This window comes from Streptomyces sp. NPDC001380 (genome assembly GCF_042895785.1).
Classification (GTDB): Bacteria; Actinomycetota; Actinomycetes; order Streptomycetales; family Streptomycetaceae; genus Peterkaempfera.
Genome location: NZ_JBIAWP010000001.1, coordinates 56026 through 70195 on the forward strand (window position 1 = coordinate 56026; position 14170 = coordinate 70195).

13 protein-coding genes are annotated in these 14170 nt (G+C 77.8%); 5 read left to right on the plus strand and 8 right to left on the minus strand.

Annotated features, from left to right (window positions below):
- Positions 1-354: 354 nt before the first annotated feature.
- From ACFY07_RS00275 to ACFY07_RS00290, 4 genes are all read right to left on the minus strand, one after another.
- On the minus strand, positions 355-1236 hold the full coding sequence (locus tag ACFY07_RS00275; RefSeq protein WP_390866643.1) for an oxygenase MpaB family protein: 882 nt from the start codon (positions 1234-1236) through the stop codon (positions 355-357).
- 95 nt (positions 1237-1331) lie between these two features.
- The gene (pepN, locus tag ACFY07_RS00280) at positions 1332-3869 is read right to left on the minus strand and encodes an aminopeptidase N (RefSeq protein WP_390866644.1); all 2538 of its coding nucleotides are present in this window, start codon (positions 3867-3869) and stop codon (positions 1332-1334) included.
- A gap of 179 nt (positions 3870-4048) precedes the next feature.
- The gene (locus tag ACFY07_RS00285; protein WP_390866645.1) at positions 4049-4588 is read right to left on the minus strand and encodes a Clp protease N-terminal domain-containing protein; all 540 of its coding nucleotides are present in this window, start codon (positions 4586-4588) and stop codon (positions 4049-4051) included.
- Positions 4589-4591: 3 nt separating this feature from the next.
- Positions 4592-4825, minus strand: a complete 234-nt coding sequence (locus tag ACFY07_RS00290; protein WP_230647055.1) for an RNA polymerase subunit sigma-70 — start codon at positions 4823-4825, stop codon at positions 4592-4594.
- Between the two features lie 391 nt (positions 4826-5216).
- On the opposite strand from ACFY07_RS00290, the gene ACFY07_RS00295 reads away from it, so the two are divergent.
- Positions 5217-5588, plus strand: coding sequence for a hypothetical protein (locus tag ACFY07_RS00295; RefSeq protein ID WP_390866646.1), 372 nt, complete (start codon positions 5217-5219; stop codon positions 5586-5588).
- Here ACFY07_RS00295 and ACFY07_RS00300 read toward each other — a convergent pair.
- The gene (locus tag ACFY07_RS00300) at positions 5558-6019 is read right to left on the minus strand and encodes a hypothetical protein (protein WP_390866647.1); all 462 of its coding nucleotides are present in this window, start codon (positions 6017-6019) and stop codon (positions 5558-5560) included. The two genes, ACFY07_RS00295 and ACFY07_RS00300, sit on opposite strands and share 31 nt — an antisense overlap.
- Before the next feature lie 493 nt (positions 6020-6512).
- On the opposite strand from ACFY07_RS00300, the gene ACFY07_RS00305 reads away from it, so the two are divergent.
- Positions 6513-8024, plus strand: a complete 1512-nt coding sequence (locus ACFY07_RS00305; RefSeq protein WP_390866648.1) for a M36 family metallopeptidase — start codon at positions 6513-6515, stop codon at positions 8022-8024.
- A 153-nt stretch (positions 8025-8177) separates the two neighbouring features.
- Here ACFY07_RS00305 and ACFY07_RS00310 read toward each other — a convergent pair whose 3' ends face one another.
- A complete protein-coding gene (locus ACFY07_RS00310) occupies positions 8178-9194 on the minus strand; it encodes an alpha/beta fold hydrolase (protein WP_390866650.1) in 1017 nt (338 codons plus the stop codon).
- Positions 9195-9348: 154 nt separating this feature from the next.
- Here ACFY07_RS00310 and ACFY07_RS00315 point away from each other — a divergent pair, with 154 nt between their 5' ends.
- From ACFY07_RS00315 to ACFY07_RS00325, 3 genes are all read left to right on the plus strand, one after another.
- A complete protein-coding gene (locus ACFY07_RS00315) occupies positions 9349-11019 on the plus strand; it encodes an FAD-dependent oxidoreductase (protein WP_390867037.1) in 1671 nt (556 codons plus the stop codon).
- Positions 11020-11132: 113 nt separating this feature from the next.
- A complete protein-coding gene (locus ACFY07_RS00320; protein WP_390867038.1) occupies positions 11133-12611 on the plus strand; it encodes an ATP-binding protein in 1479 nt (492 codons plus the stop codon).
- Positions 12612-12617: 6 nt separating this feature from the next.
- A complete protein-coding gene (locus ACFY07_RS00325; RefSeq protein ID WP_230647066.1) occupies positions 12618-12914 on the plus strand; it encodes a hypothetical protein in 297 nt (98 codons plus the stop codon).
- 314 nt (positions 12915-13228) lie between these two features.
- Here ACFY07_RS00325 and ACFY07_RS00330 read toward each other — a convergent pair whose 3' ends face one another.
- Entirely contained in the window at positions 13229-13597 is a 369-nt protein-coding gene (locus ACFY07_RS00330) for a hypothetical protein (RefSeq protein ID WP_390866651.1), read from the minus strand.
- Positions 13598-13703: 106 nt separating this feature from the next.
- A complete protein-coding gene (locus ACFY07_RS00335) occupies positions 13704-14147 on the minus strand; it encodes an STAS domain-containing protein (RefSeq protein WP_390866652.1) in 444 nt (147 codons plus the stop codon).
- Positions 14148-14170 lie beyond the last annotated feature (23 nt).

The following is a 14170-nucleotide window of genomic DNA, read 5'->3' on the forward strand; positions in this document are numbered from 1 at the left end:
GGGGGGGTGTGCGGGGCGGGGCGGGGGGGGGCCCCCCCCCGGGGGGCGGGGGGCGGCGGCGGCCCGGGGGGGGCCCCCCGCCCGGGGGGGGCCGCGGGGGGCCGGCCCCCGGGCGCCGTCGTCCGTCCCCCGCCGGAGGCGGTCCCGGCACCGGCAGCGGGGGGCGTTCGTGATCCGGGCCCCGTCCACCGCCCGGGAGCCGTCCGGGGGTGCCCGCGGCCCGGGGCGGGGCGGGACGGGGCCGGCGGTGCGGCCGCCGGTGGGGCGGAGCAGGGCGCCGTCGTCGTCACGGGTGCTCAGGACCGCGTGGGCGCCCCGTGCGCGGGCCGGGCACGGGCCGGACGCCCCGGTGCGTCAGGAGCCGGCCGGCGCCTCCGCCGGGACCTGCGCCGGGGCCTCCAGCCGCCGGCGGGCCTCCCTCAGGTGCGGGCCCTCCCGGGTGGCCCGGGGCAGCGCGAGCAGGGCGGTGCGCAGCGCCCGGACCTGGGCCCGGGCCACGATGCCGGTGGCGCGCCAGCCGGGCAGCCCGTACATGCGGCGGGCCCAGTCGGGCAGCAGGGCGAAGGCGAGGCCGGTCAGGCCGGCCCAGGCGGGCCGGGCCGGGGTGGCGTACCGCACCCAGGCGGGGAAGGGCGGCGCCAGCGCGAACCGGGCCGCCTCGCGGGCCGCCGGGGTCAGCAGCAGGTCCCCGCGGACCTGCCGGAAGTACGCGTCCAGCTGCTCCGCGGTGCGCGGCAGCGGGTGGCGGGCGGGGACGCCGACCAGGCGGGCGACGCGCGCCTGCTCGCCGAGGTAGGCGTCCGCCTCGGCGTCGGTCAGGCGCAGGCCGGCGGACCGGCAGACCTCCAGGAAGGAGCCGACCTCCGTGCAGTGCACCCAGGTGAGCAGCTCCGGGTCGTCGGCCCGGTAGGGCAGGCCGGTGGCCGGGTCGGTGCCCCGCACGTGCCGGTGGACCTTCCGCACCCGGTCGACCGCCTCCCGCACCTCCTCGCCGGTGCCGTAGGTGACGGCGCCGATGAAGAAGGCCGTGCGGTAGAGCCGCCCCCAGGGGTCCTCCCGGTACGCCGAGTGCTCGGCGACCCCCGCCATGGCCAGCGGGTGCAGGGCCTGGAGGAGCAGCGCCCGCAGCCCGGCGACGCCCATGACCGGGTCGGAGTGGACTCGCCAGCTGACCGATGCGGGGCCGAACAGGCCCTCGGGCGGGACGGTGTGCGGTGCGACGGGCTGCGGGCTCATGGCGCTCCTTCCCGGGGCGGGCGGCGGGGCCGCCGTGGGTGCCGGGCCGCCGCGGCCGTGGGGCCGCGGCGGCTCCCTCCCATGATGCGCCGCGCTCAGTCCGCGGCGGGGGCGGGGGCGCCGTCGGATCCGGCGCGCCGCACCCGCAGGGCGCGGGCGAGGTCGTCGAGCTGGTCGGCGAGGCCGCGGCGCAGCGCCGGCACGGGGTCGGCGGTGCGCAGGCACTCCTCGCCCAGGCGCAGGGTCTCCGGCTCGACGGCGTGGGCGGGGAAGGCGTGGCGGGCGGCCGCTGCGGCGAGGGCGGCGCCGCGGCGGGCGGCGAGCGAGACGGCCGCCGGGTAGTAGCGGGGGACGAAGCCGCGCAGCAGGTCGTGCTGCTCGGGCTGCCAGAAGCCCTGGGCGGTGGCGTTGAAGAGGTAGTTGGACAGGGCGTCGTCCTCGAAGAGGGCGGCCCAGGCGGCCTCCTTCGCGGCGGGGTCGGGCAGGGCGGCGCGGCAGCGGGCGGCGCCCTCCTGCCCGGTGGCGCTGGGGTCGCGGGCGAGTTCGGCGTCGATGTCCGCGGGGCCGGCCGCTCCGAGGACGGCCAGGCGCAGCAGCAGGCGCCAGCGCAGGTCGGGGTCGAGGTCCGGCCCACCGGGGACGGCGCCGTCGGCGAGCCAGGCGCGGAGGTCGTCCGGCCCCGCGGTGGACAGGAGGGTGCGGGCGGCGGCGAGCCGCAGGCCGGGGTCGGGGGCGCGCAGCAGCTCGCGGGCGAGGGCTGCGAGGGCGGCGAGGGCGGCCGGGCGCCGCTCGGCGGGCAGGTAGTGGTCGGCGACGTGGAGGCGGGCGAAGCCGAGGACGCCCTGGACGACGGCGAGGTCCCGTTCCTGCGGGAGGTGGGCGGCGGCGGTCGCGAGGTAGTCGGCGGGGGCGAGGTCGCCGTCGCGGAGCATGTCGCGCAGGGTGTTCCAGACGACGGCGCGGGTGAGGCCGTCGGGGATGGCGGACAGCCCGCGCAGCACGGCCTCCAGGGAGGCCTCGTCGAGACGGAGCTTGGCATAGGTGAGGTCGAGGTCGTTGGGCACGACGAGGGCGGGCCGGGCGCCGGGGCGCGGGGAGGGTTCGGCCTGCGGGACGTCGGTCTCGTACCGCTCGCGCAGGACCAGGGTGCGGCCGTCGCCGGGCTCCCGGTCGTAGACGCCGACGGAGACGCGGTGCGGACGGCTGCCGTCGCGGCGGAGGGTGAGGGTCCACGCGTCGGGGTGCGCGTCGACGACGGCGGTGAGGGTGTCGACGCCGGTGGTGCGCAGCCACTGCCCCGCCCAGGCGTGGACGTCGCGGTCGGTGGCGCGGGCCAGGGAGTCGACGAAGTCGGCGAGGGTGGCGTTGCCGAAGCGGTGGCGGGCGAAGTGGTCGTTGATGCCCGCGAGGAAGTCCTTCTCTCCGAGCCAGGCCACCAGCTGGCGCAGCGCGGAGGCGCCCTTGGCGTAGGAGATGCCGTCGAAGTTGAGCAGGGCGGAGGCGGTGTCGGGGACGGCCTCGGGGTCGGGGGCGACGGGGTGGGTGGAGGGCCGCTGGTCGGCGTCGTAGCCCCAGCCCTTGCGGGTGACGGCGAACTCGGTCCACGCGCCGGTGAAGCCGGTGGCCTCGGAGAGGACCTGGTAGCCCATGTACTCGGCGAAGGACTCGTTGAGCCAGATGTCGTCCCACCAGCGCAGGGTGACGAGGTCGCCGAACCACATGTGGGCCATCTCGTGGGCGACGACCATGGCGCGGGTCTGCCGCTCGGTGGCGGTGACGGCGGAGCGGAAGACGAACTCGTCGCGGAAGGTGACCAGTCCCGGGTTCTCCATCGCCCCGGCGTTGAACTCGGGCACGAACGCCTGGTCGTAGGAGTCGAAGGGGTAGGGCTCGTCGAAGATCTCGGCGTAGCGGTCGAAGCAGCGGCGGGTGGTGTCGAGCAGTTCGTCCGCGTCCGCGTCGAGGTGGGGGGCGAGGCTGGCCCGGCAGTGCAGGCCGAAGGGCAGGCCCGCGTGCTCGGTGCGGACGGAGTGCCAGGGTCCGGCGGCGACGGCCAGCAGGTAGGTGCTGATCGGCGGGGTGGGGGCGATCCGCCAGCGGGCGGCCTCCCCGCCCGCGGGGTCCGCCTCCTCCGTGCGTGCGGCGACGCCGTTGCCGAGGACGGTCCAGGCCGACGGCGCGGTGACGGCGACCTCGAAGACGGCCTTGAGGTCGGGCTGGTCGAAGGCGGCGGCGACCCGCTGCACGTCCTCCATGAAGAGCTGGGTGTAGACGTACGCCTCGCCGTCCGCCGGGTCGGTGAAGCGGTGCATGCCCTCACCGGTGCGGGAGTAGCGCATGTCGGCCTCGATCCGCAGGCGGTGCTCGCCGGCGGTGAGGGCGAGCGGCAGGCGGTTGCCGTGCAGCGTCCCCGGGTCGAGCTCGCGGCCGTCGAGGACGGCGCGGTGCAGGGCGGCGGGCTTGAGCTCGACGAAGGTCTCGGCGGCCTCGCGCGCGGTGAAGGTGATCTCCGTGGTGGAGCCGAAGAGCTCGTCGCCACGGGTGAGGTCGAGGTCGACGGCGTAGTGGTGGACGTCGAGGAGGCGGACGCGGGTCTCGGCTTCGGTGCGGGTCAGGGCAGGCATGAGCGCCATGCTGCCGTACCGGGTCCGGTACGTGGACGGCGTTTCGCGGCAGGCGGACGGCCGGGGCGGGTGTCCGTCCCGGCCGTTTCCCTTCCGGCCGTCCCCTCCCGGCCGTTCCCTCCCGGCCGTTCCCTCCCGGCCGTTCCCTCCCGGCCGTCCCGCCGCAGCCGCCGTGGCGCGGCGCGGTGTCAGGCCGTCCCGGCGGTGAGGCGGGCCGCGGTCTCGTCCCGCAGGGCGTCGAGGTCGGCCCCCGCGTCGGTGAGGACGCGGCAGGCGAGGCCGCCGCCCTCGCGGAGCAGGCCGAGCAGGAGGTGGCCGGAGCCGATGTGTCCGCTCCTGAGGCGCTGCGCCTCGCGCAGGGAGAGCTCCAGCACCTTCTTGGACCGGTCCGAGAGGGGGAGGTGCCCCTTGGCCGCGGGACGGCCGGCGCGGGCCAGGGCCCCGGGGCCGAAACTGGCCTCGGCGGCCCGCCGCACCTCGTCGAGGTCGATGCCCACGGTGGCGAGCGCCTGTGCGTCGAGGCCCACGTCGAGGGCGGCGGTGATCCGGGGGCGCAGGCCGTCCGGGCCCAGGCCGCGGTCCCGCAGGGCGCGGCCGGTGCCGTCCTGTCCGGCCGCCAGGGCGAGCAGCAGGTGCTCGGTGCCGATGGAGGGGTGGTGCAGGCGCCGGGCCTCCTCCTGGGCCAGCCGGACGACCTCGCGCGCCTCTCCCGTGAACCGTTCGAACATCGCCTACCTCTCCCTGCCGAGGAGCCCCCGGCCGCCGCCGTGCTTCTTGTGGACCGCCTGCCTGCTGACACCGAGGCAGACGGCGATGTCCTGCCAGGACCACCCCTGCTCGCGGGCGTTGCCGACCTGGAGGGACTCCAGCCGGTCGGCCAGCTCGCGCAGGGCGCGCACCGCCCGCAGTCCCACCGCGGGGTCGCGGCTGCTCGCCTCCTGGGCGAGCCGTACTCCGTCGCTCATGCTGTCAATGTAGGTTGACAGAGGAAAGCTGTCAACCTTGGTTGACACGGCGGCCGGGCCCACGGCGCGCAGGCGCGTCCGCACGGACCCGGCGCGCCGGGAGGGGGGGCCGTTCCGAGCGGCCCGTCGGCACGGGATCGGCGGCGCCGACGCCGGACCCGTCCGGCTCGGTGAGCGCCGGGGCGGCGGCGGGAGGACAGGGCAACACCGGTGCGCCGACGGCGTTTCGGGGCGGTGAAGAAGTGTTTCGGGCCTGTTGACACCTGCGCGGGGAGGCATGGACGGCGGCATCGCGGGGAGCAGCACCTGCATGACGACGAAGGGCGGGGCAGTGGCGGAGCGTTTCACGGCGGACGGTTTCACGGCTCGGATTCCGACGGCGGGGGGTCCGGTGGCGGATCGGGCGGGGGACTTCCGGGTGGGGGCGCGGCACCGGGCCGAGGTGCGGCGGGCGTACGCCTACGCGGCCCGCAGCCCGCGGCTGCCGTTCTTCCGGGGCGCGGCCGCCGCGTACCGGTGGGCGCTGGGCAGGGGCGGCTCGGCCCCGGCCGGGGACGCGCTCCGGGCGGCCGCCGCCGACCCGGTCGCGCTCGCGGCCGTGCTCGCCGCGGAGGAGCGGGCGGCCGCCCGCCGGACCGCCGACGCGGCGCCGTGGTCGGACACGGAGCGCGAGTACGCGCGCGGCGTCCACGACGCGCTGGCGTGGGTGTGCGGCGACGGCGGGACCGGCGTTCAGGACCCGGTCGGGACCGCCGCCGCGTGAGTCCTGGGCCGGGCCGGCACGCCGGCCCGGCCTGCGTCACGTCCGGCGTCGCACCCGGCGCCGTGACCGCGGGTCAGGCCGGCGTCCCAGGTGCGGCCCGCCGCCGGTTCGGCGCGCCCGTGACGCGCCGCGGGCCGCGCGGTGAAGCGGTGGACGGTGTCGTCCACCGCGCGTTCGAGCACGTGGGCGGAGCCGGAGCCGAGCACGGCCAGGGCCCGCAGGCACTCGTCCGCGTCGCTCAGCTCGCCCCGGACGGCGCAGAGGCCGACGCCGTCGCGCTGGACCCCGAGGTCGAGGGCGCGGGACAGCAGCCAGGAGGCGGCCAGGGCGGGTGACGCGGCCTCGGAGCGGGCCGGCAGGTACGGGCCGCCCCCGTCCCGCGTGGAGCGGGCGGTCTGCTCGCAGGTGAAGCGGGCGCCGCCGTCACACACGGCACACCCCTTCCGCCGGTGCCGCCGGTGCCGCGCCCCGCGTGGGGGCCGCATATTCTCCGGCCTGCTCCGTGCGTGTACGACCTGCCTGTGCGGCCGCCGGTTCTCCCATGGCGGCTGCCGCCTCCCCCTGCGCGGGACGTCCGAGGACCGTGTGGCGCTGCGAGGTCGAAGCGACACCCTCCGCTCCCCCGGCTTTCAGGGTGCCGTCTTGAGCATGCCCATGGCAAGGGACTGCGGCACATCCGCCCCGGTGCGCCGCAGTGCGCCCTCGCGCGCCCCCCGAGCACCGCCGGCACCGCCGGCACCGCGCGCTCTTACCACAGCCGGCGCCGACCGCACGGCACCATCCCCCCTCCTCCCGCCGTCCGGCCGGGAAGCTCACCCGCCGGGAGGACGGCGGTTCCTCCCCGCGGGCGAGCCGGGGAGCCGCACACAGGTGGTTGCCTGGAGCGCACGTTCGCATCCCGGCCCCATCCCCGAAGGGACATCCGTGCCTGCACCCAAGCGTGCGCTCACCGCGGCGGCATCCGCCGCCCTGCTCCTGGGCCTGCTGCCCGCCACCGCCGTGGCAGCCGCCTCCTCCCCCGCACCCGCGCCCGTCGGCAGCACCGCCGGCGCCGCCGCGGGGGGCACCGCCGACCTCCAGCGCGTCCGCACCCGCGTCTCCCTGACGGGCACGCACACCTGGTACCGGCAGCTCTACCGCGGCCTGCCCGTCGTCGACGGCTTCCTCGTCCGGCACACCCCGAGGAACGGCAAGGCCGCCACGGTCGTCGACGGCCGCCGCCCGGTCCCGGCCGGCCTGGACGTCCGCCCGGCGGTGACCGCCGGCCGGGCCCGGACCGCCGGTCTCGCCGCCGCCGCCCGGCTCGCCGCGCAGGACGGCGCCCGGCGCGGCGCCCCGGGGAAGCGCCCGCTGCCCGGCGGCCCCGCCCCGCGGGTCAGCGGCGACGCCCGGCTCTCCGTGGTCGGAGGCGCGCACCCCCGGCTCGTCTGGCAGGTCGTCACCCGGACCGCGGGCGGCGGCAGCATACGCACCCTGGTGGACGCCCGCACCGGCTCCACCGTCGCGGTGACCCGGCTGTCGGACGGCTTCCGCGGCGCCGGCCGCGTCTTCGACCCCAACCCCGTCGCGGCCCTCCGGGACCAGAGGCTGACCGACCGCGGGAACAAGGACTACCCGAGGCTCGCCGGGGCGTACCGCACGGTCGCCCTGGACGACCTGACGGACCGCCGGCTCCTCATCGGCCGCTGGGCGCAGGACACCAACGACGACGCGGTGTCGTCCACCCGCCACCGCTTCCTGTTCCACCGCGACCGGCCCGGCTTCGAGCAGGTCTCCGCCTACTACGGCATCACGGCGGCCCAGCGGTACCTCCGCAGCATCGGCTTCACCGACGCGAACGCCGAGCCGCAGCGCTTCGCCGCCGACGCCTTCGCCGACGACAACTCGTACTACGACCCGGAGACCGACACCATCTCCTTCGGCACCGGCGGGGTCGACGACGCGGAGGACCTGGAGGTGGTGTGGCACGAGTACGGCCACGCCGTCCAGGACGACCAGTCCCCCGGCTTCGGCGCCACCGAGGAGGCCGGCGCCATCGGCGAGGGCTTCGGCGACTACCTCGCCGTCACCCTGTCGGTCCCGCGCGGCAAGGGCTACGACCGGCCCTGCGTCGCCGACTGGGACGCCACGTCCTACACCGACGCCCCGCACTGCCTGCGGCGGACCGACACCGCCAAGACCGTCGCCGACAGGACCGGCGAGGTCCACGACGACGGCGAGATCTGGTCGGCGGCGCTGTGGGAGGTCAACCGGACCCTCGGCCGGGTCCAGGCGGACCGGGTCATCGTGGAGTCGCAGTTCTACTACCGCCCGGACACCACCTTCGCCCAGGCCGCGCAGAACGTGGTGGGCGCCGCCCGCGCACTGAACGGGAAGGCAGCGGCGGACCGGGTGGCGAGGATCTTCGCCAAGCGCGGCCTGCTCGGGAAGGCCTGACCTGAGGCGTGCGGCCCGGGCGCGTGCGCCCGCGGCCGGGCCGCACGCCCGCCGCGCGCGCCGGGCACCCCTGCCGCACGTCCGCACCGCAGCGCGCCCGCACCGCAGCGCGCCCGCCCGCCGCGGCACACCCCCGGCGGCGCGCCGCCGCCGTCAGGTGGCGCCGCTCCCCGCGGCGGGCGCGCCGCCGGGGGCGCCCGGGGCGGGCGGCACGCCGGACCGTCCCGCCCGCAGCAGCGCGCGCCACTGCTCCGCGCTCCAGTCCGCCGGGGCGGTGGACGCGACGAACTCCTCCAGCAGCGCCGTGAACCGCGCCGGGTCGGTGCGGAACGGGAAGTGCCCGGCCCGCTCGAAGACCTCCAGCCGGCTGCCCGGCATCGCCGCGTGCGCCCGGTGCGCGTGCACCACCGGGACCACCCCGTCGCGCGCGCCCCAGACCAGCAGGGTCGGCATGCCCTCGGCGAGGTAGCAGCGGTCCAGCAGCGTGATCACCTGGCCGCGCCGGTCCACCACCCCGCGCAGGGTGCGGACGAAGGCGGCGCGGGCGGTGGCGTCCGGGAGCGCGTCGACCGCCCGCAGCAGGTCGGGGGCGTCCAGGCCGAGGCCGGTGCCCAGCAGCTGCAGCAGCCGCACCGCCAGCCGCACCTGGAGGCCCGCGCCGGGCAGCCGCAGGGCCGCCAGTGCCAGTTCGGCGCCGGGCAGGGTCGCGGCCCGGAGGACGGGGACGACCTCGCGCCCCACCCCGCCGGCGCCGACCAGCACCAGCCGCTCGGTCCGCTCGGGGAACTGGTAGGCGAACTGCATGGCGACCCCGCCGCCCAGCGAGTGCCCGACCAGGGTGGCCCGCTCGATGCCGAGCACCCCCAGCAGGTCCCGCATGCCGTTGGCGTAGGCGGCCACCGAGTAGTCGGCGCGGGGCTTGGCGGAGGCGCCGTGGCCCAGCAGGTCGGGGGCGACCACCGTGTGGTTGCGGGCCAGGGCGGGGATCACCTCGGACCAGGTGGCCGAGGAGTCGCCGATGCCGTGGACCAGCAGCAGCGCCGGCCCCTCACCCGCCATGCGGAAGGCCCGCCGGTGGCCGTGCACCGTGCAGTACCGCAGGGCGAGGTCGCCGTCGGCCACCGGCCGCAGCCGGGCGGCCGGGGCGGTGCGTGCCGCGGAGGAGCGCATGGGCCCCACCTCCCGCCTCGTCGCGGCGCGGCGCGCCCGCCGCGCGCGTCCTCCTCCGACGGTAGGACGGCGGGTGGGGCGGCGCGTTTCGGGGAGGTTGCGGGCACGGTACGCCCCGCTCCCAGGGGTGGCGCGGCCGCCGGGCGGGGGCATGATGGGAGGCGTGGCGGCAAACCCGGTCATCCTGACCGTCGACGACGACCCGGCCGTGTCCCGCGCGGTCGCCCGGGACGTGCGGCGCCGGTACGGCGAGCGCTACCGCGTGGTCCGCGCCGCCTCCCCGGAGGACGCGCTGGACGCGGTGCGGGAGCTCAAGCTGCGGGGCGAGCGCCTGGCGCTGGTCCTCGCCGACTACCGGATGCCGCGGATGGACGGCATCGCGTTCCTCGAGGCCGTGATGGACCTCTTCCCGCTGGCCAGGCGGGTGCTGCTGACCGCGTACGCGGACACCGGGGCCGCCATCGAGGCGATCAACGTGGTCGACCTCGACCACTACCTCCTCAAGCCCTGGAGCCCGCCGGAGGAGAACCTCTACCCCGTGGTCGACGGCCTGCTGGAGGCGTGGCTCGCCACGCCGGACCCTGCGGCCTCCGAGACCCGCGTGGTGGGGCACCGCTGGTCGGCGCCGTCGTTCGCGGTCCGGGACTTCCTCACCCGCAACCTCGTGCCCTACCGGTGGCTGCCCGCCGACGAGCCCGAGGGCGGGCGGCTGCTCGCCGCAGCGGGCCTGACCCCGCAGGACGTGCCGCTGGTGGTGACCGCCGACGGGAAGTCCCTGGTGGCGCCGGACGAGGCGGCGCTGGCCGCACACGTGGGCCTGAGCACCAGCCCGGCGGCGGACTTCTACGACCTGGTCGTGGTGGGCGCCGGTCCGGCCGGGCTCGGGGCGGCGGTGTACGGCGCGTCCGAGGGCCTGCGGACGGTGCTGGTGGAGCGGCAGGCCGCAGGCGGGCAGGCCGGGCAGAGCAGCCGCATCGAGAACTACCTGGGCTTCCCCGACGGCGTCTCCGGGGCGCAGCTGACCGACCGGGCCCGGCGCCAGGCGCTGCGCTTCGGGGCGGAGATCCTCTCCACCCGGGAGGTGACGGGGCTGGAGGCGGCCGGGTCGGGCCGGGTGCTGCGCTTCGGCGACGGCAGCACGATCACGGCGCACGCGGTGGTGCTGGCCACGGGCGTCTCCTACCGCAGGCTGGACGCGCCGGGGCTGGCGGACTTCGCGGGCGCGGGCCTCTTCTACGGCTCGGCGACGACGGAGGCGATGAACTGCCGCGACGAGGAGGTGTACATCGTCGGCGGCGCCAACTCCGCGGGCCAGGCGGCCGTGCACTTCTCGCACTACGCCCGGCAGGTGCACCTGCTGGTCCGCGGCCCGGACCTGCGTCGCTCCATGTCGCACTACCTGGTGCAGCAGATCGAGGGCATCGGGAACATCGCGGTCCACCCGTACACAGAGGTGGCGGGCGGGGAGGGCGACGGGCACCTGGAGCGGCTGGTGCTGCGCGACACCCGGTCCGGCGGCGGGCGGACCGTCGAGGCGGCGTCGCTCTTCGTCTTCATCGGCGCGGAGCCGCGCACGGAGTGGCTGGCGGACGTGGTGGAGCGCGACCCGCGCGGGTTCGTCCTCACCGGGCCGGACCTGCTCTCCGGCGGCCGGCGCCCGGCGGGGTGGACGCTGCACCGCGCCCCGTACCACCTGGAGTCGAGCGTGCCGGGCGTCTTCGCGGCGGGGGACGTGCGGGCGGACTCGGTGAAGCGGGTCGCGTCCGCCGTGGGCGAGGGCGCGATGGCGGTCTCGCTGGTGCACCGGTACCTGGAGGCGCAGTGAACGGACCCGGCCCGCACTCCCCCGGCCCGGACACCGCCGGCCCGGACACCGCCGGGGCGCACACCGCAGGGGCGGGCGCCCCCGGCACCGGCGCGGCACCCGCCGGGGAGCGGCTGACCCCGGACGGGCTGCGGACGCTCTTCCTCTTCGAGGCCCTGGACCGGGACAAGCTGGAGTGGCTGGCGGAGCGCGGCCGGGTGGAGCACCGGCCCGCCGGGAGCGCGGTCTTCGCCGAGGGCGAGCCCGCCACCTGCTTCTTCGTGATGCTCCGGGGCGCGGTGGCGCTGAGCCGCCGCCTGCACGGCGACGACATCGAGATCTCCCGCACCGACCACCGCGGCGTCTACGCGGGCGCCGTCCAGTCCTACCTGGGGGACAGGGTCGAGCAGGTGTACCAGCACAGCCTGCGGGCGCTGGTCGACACCGACTTCTTCGTGCTGCCCGCGGACGAGTTCGCCACCGCCGTCCGCACCTGGTTCCCCATGGCGCTGCACCTGCTGGAGGGGCTCTTCTTCGGCGCCCGCGCCAGCAGCGTCCTCCTCGGGGAGCGGGAGCGGCTGATCGCGCTCGGCTCCCTGTCGGCGGGCCTGACCCACGAGCTGAACAACCCTGCCGCGGCCGCCGTGCGGGCCACCGCGGCGCTGCGGGAGCGGGTCGCCGGGATGCGGCACAAGCTCGCGATGATCGCCGACGGCCGGCTGGACGGCAGCCGCCTGCGCGCCCTGGTGGAGCTGCAGGACGCGGCGGTGGAGCGGGCCGCCGAGGCGCCGCAGCTGGCCGCCCTGGCCGCGACCGACGCCGAGGACGGCCTCGCCGACTGGCTGGACGAGCACGGCGTGCAGGGGGCCTGGGACCTCTCCCCCACCCTGGTCTCCGGCGGCATCGACGCCCGCTGGCTGGCGGCCGTCGGCGAGGCGGTGGGCGCGGAGAACCTGGAGGCGGCGGTGCGCTGGATCGCGTACAGCGTCGACACCGAGCTGCTCATGGGCGAGATCGACGACGCCGTCGGGCGCGTCTCCGACCTGGTGGGGGCCGCGCGGCAGTACGCGCAGCTGGACCGGGCCCCGCAGCAGACCGTCGACGTGCACGAGCTGCTGGACGCGACCCTGGTGATGCTGCAGGCCAAGGTCCCGCCGGGGGTGCGGCTGGTGAAGGAGTACGACCGGGGGCTGCCCCGCATCCCGGCGTTCGCCGCGGAGCTCAACCAGGTGTGGACCAACCTCCTCGACAACGCGCTCGGCGCCATGGACGGCAGCGGCACCCTGACCGTGCGGACCCGCGGCGACGGGCGGCACCTGCTGGTCGAGGTCGGCGACACCGGGCACGGCATCCCGCCGGAGGTGCGGCCGCGGATCTTCGAGCCGTTCTTCACGACCAAGCCGGTGGGCGAGGGCACCGGCCTGGGACTGGACATCTCGTACCGGATCGTGGTGAACCGGCACCGCGGCGACATCCGCGTGGAGTCGCGGCCGGGCGACACCCGCTTCGTGGTCTGCCTGCCGCTCACCGGCCCGGAGGAGGAGGGCCCGGAGGAGGAGGGCCCGGACGAGGGGGCCGCGGACCGGGTTGCATCCGCGAAGGGCGGGCAGTAGCCCGTCATGGGTGGCGGATTGACGGCGTGGCTGGGCGCCGGCGCGATCGGTTCCGTGGTGGTGACGCGGCTGCTGTTCCGGGCGTCGCAGCTGGTGCGCGAGGGCGCGCGGCGGTGGCGTGAACCGGAGGACGCGGCGCGGGCGCGGGCGGAGGCCCGCAGGAGGCAGCGGGCCCGGGCGGCGCGCTTCGAGGACGTGCTGCGGACGCCGCCGCGCGAGCTGGCGGCGCAGCCGTCGGTGGCAGCGGCGGAGCGGCTGGTCGCGGAGCGCGCCGAGGTGCTGCTGCCGCTCTACACGGGGTAGTTCCGGGCAGGGCGGTGCCGTGTCCGCCGCGGCACGGCCGCGGCCCGGGACCGCGGGCCCGCCGCCCGTCGGGGCGGGTGCTGCGGTCCGCCGGTCCCGGGCCTGCGGCTGCGGTGTCCCGGCCGGGGGCCGGCGGCGGCGCGGTCACGGCCGCCGGGACCGGCGCGGGACGTGGCACCGCGGTCGTGGTGCGGAGGCGGTGCAGCCGTGGTGCGGCGGCCGTGCCGCCGGGGAGCCCGGTGCTGCGGACGGGCCGGACGGGGCCCGCCCCGGGCCCGCGGTGCCAGGGGCGCCGGCGGTGTCCGAGGCCCGGCCTACGGCCAGGAGGAGTCGGCGCGGTCGCGGGCGGCCACCGGGCGCCGGCGCGTCCCGGGGCGCAGCCGGCGCACCCCGACCGCACGGACGGCCCCGCCGCCGGGCGCACCCGCCGGGCGCAGCCGGGTCGCCTCGGGCGGCGGGGCCGTCCGCACGGCTCCGGCCGGGTCCCCGGCTGCGGGTGCGGGTGCGGGGGCGGGGGCGGGGGGTGCGTCCGTGCCGGTCCGGGCGAGGGCGTCGGACATGCGGCGGTGCTGTTCGAGGTCGCGCCAGAGGCCGGGGGTGCGGGACCGCTGCGCCCGGGCGGCCCAGACGGCCGCGCCCACCGCGGCGATGACGGGGATGAGCAGCCAGAGGAGGGCGTCCACGGCACCTGCTCCGTTCCACGGTCGGGGGCGGTCCGGCCGCGGTCGCGGCCGTGGGCCGCGCCCGGCGGGGCCCGGCCCACGGCTCGCATGCCCGGTTCGGCGCGGCTCAGCGGCGGCCGTCCGGGTGACGGTCGGCGGACGGTCCGGCGGGGAGGCCGGCGCCGCGCGAGCGGCGGAGGTGGTCGACGGCGGCGGGCAGGGCGGGAGCCACGGGGAAGACGTGCTGCATCCGGGTGATCTCCAGCATCCTCGTGACCGACGGGGCGGGGGCGGCGAGCACCAGCCCGCCCCCGGCGTTCACGAGGGTGTGGCGGACGCGCAGCAGCGCGGCGAGTCCGTAGGAGTCGACGAACCGCACCCCGGACATCTCCAGCACCAGCCAGCGGGCGCCCCCGTCGGCCTCGGCCTGCACCCTGCGGGCGAGTTCGTCGGCGCTGTCGCCGTCGAGGGCCCCCGCGGCGCTCAGCACCACCTCGTCGGCCGCGGCCTCCGCGCGCGGCAGCGGGAGGAGGCTCAGGGCGTCCGGGAACCAGGAATCGTGATCGTTCACGGCTGCGCTTCTGCTCCCGTCGC

Coding starts and splice junctions, on each gene's coding strand:
- ACFY07_RS00285 (WP_390866645.1), bottom strand. CDS start 4,588: ATGTTCGAACGGTTCACGGGAGAGGCGCGCGAGGTCGTCCGGCTGGCC.
- ACFY07_RS00325 (WP_230647066.1), top strand. CDS start 12,618: ATGGGTGGCGGATTGACGGCGTGGCTGGGCGCCGGCGCGATCGGTTCC.
- ACFY07_RS00290 (WP_230647055.1), bottom strand. CDS start 4,825: ATGAGCGACGGAGTACGGCTCGCCCAGGAGGCGAGCAGCCGCGACCCC.
- pepN (WP_390866644.1), bottom strand. CDS start 3,869: ATGGCGCTCATGCCTGCCCTGACCCGCACCGAAGCCGAGACCCGCGTC.
- ACFY07_RS00275 (WP_390866643.1), bottom strand. CDS start 1,236: ATGAGCCCGCAGCCCGTCGCACCGCACACCGTCCCGCCCGAGGGCCTG.
- ACFY07_RS00310 (WP_390866650.1), bottom strand. CDS start 9,194: ATGCGCTCCTCCGCGGCACGCACCGCCCCGGCCGCCCGGCTGCGGCCG.
- ACFY07_RS00315 (WP_390867037.1), top strand. CDS start 9,349: ATGGGAGGCGTGGCGGCAAACCCGGTCATCCTGACCGTCGACGACGAC.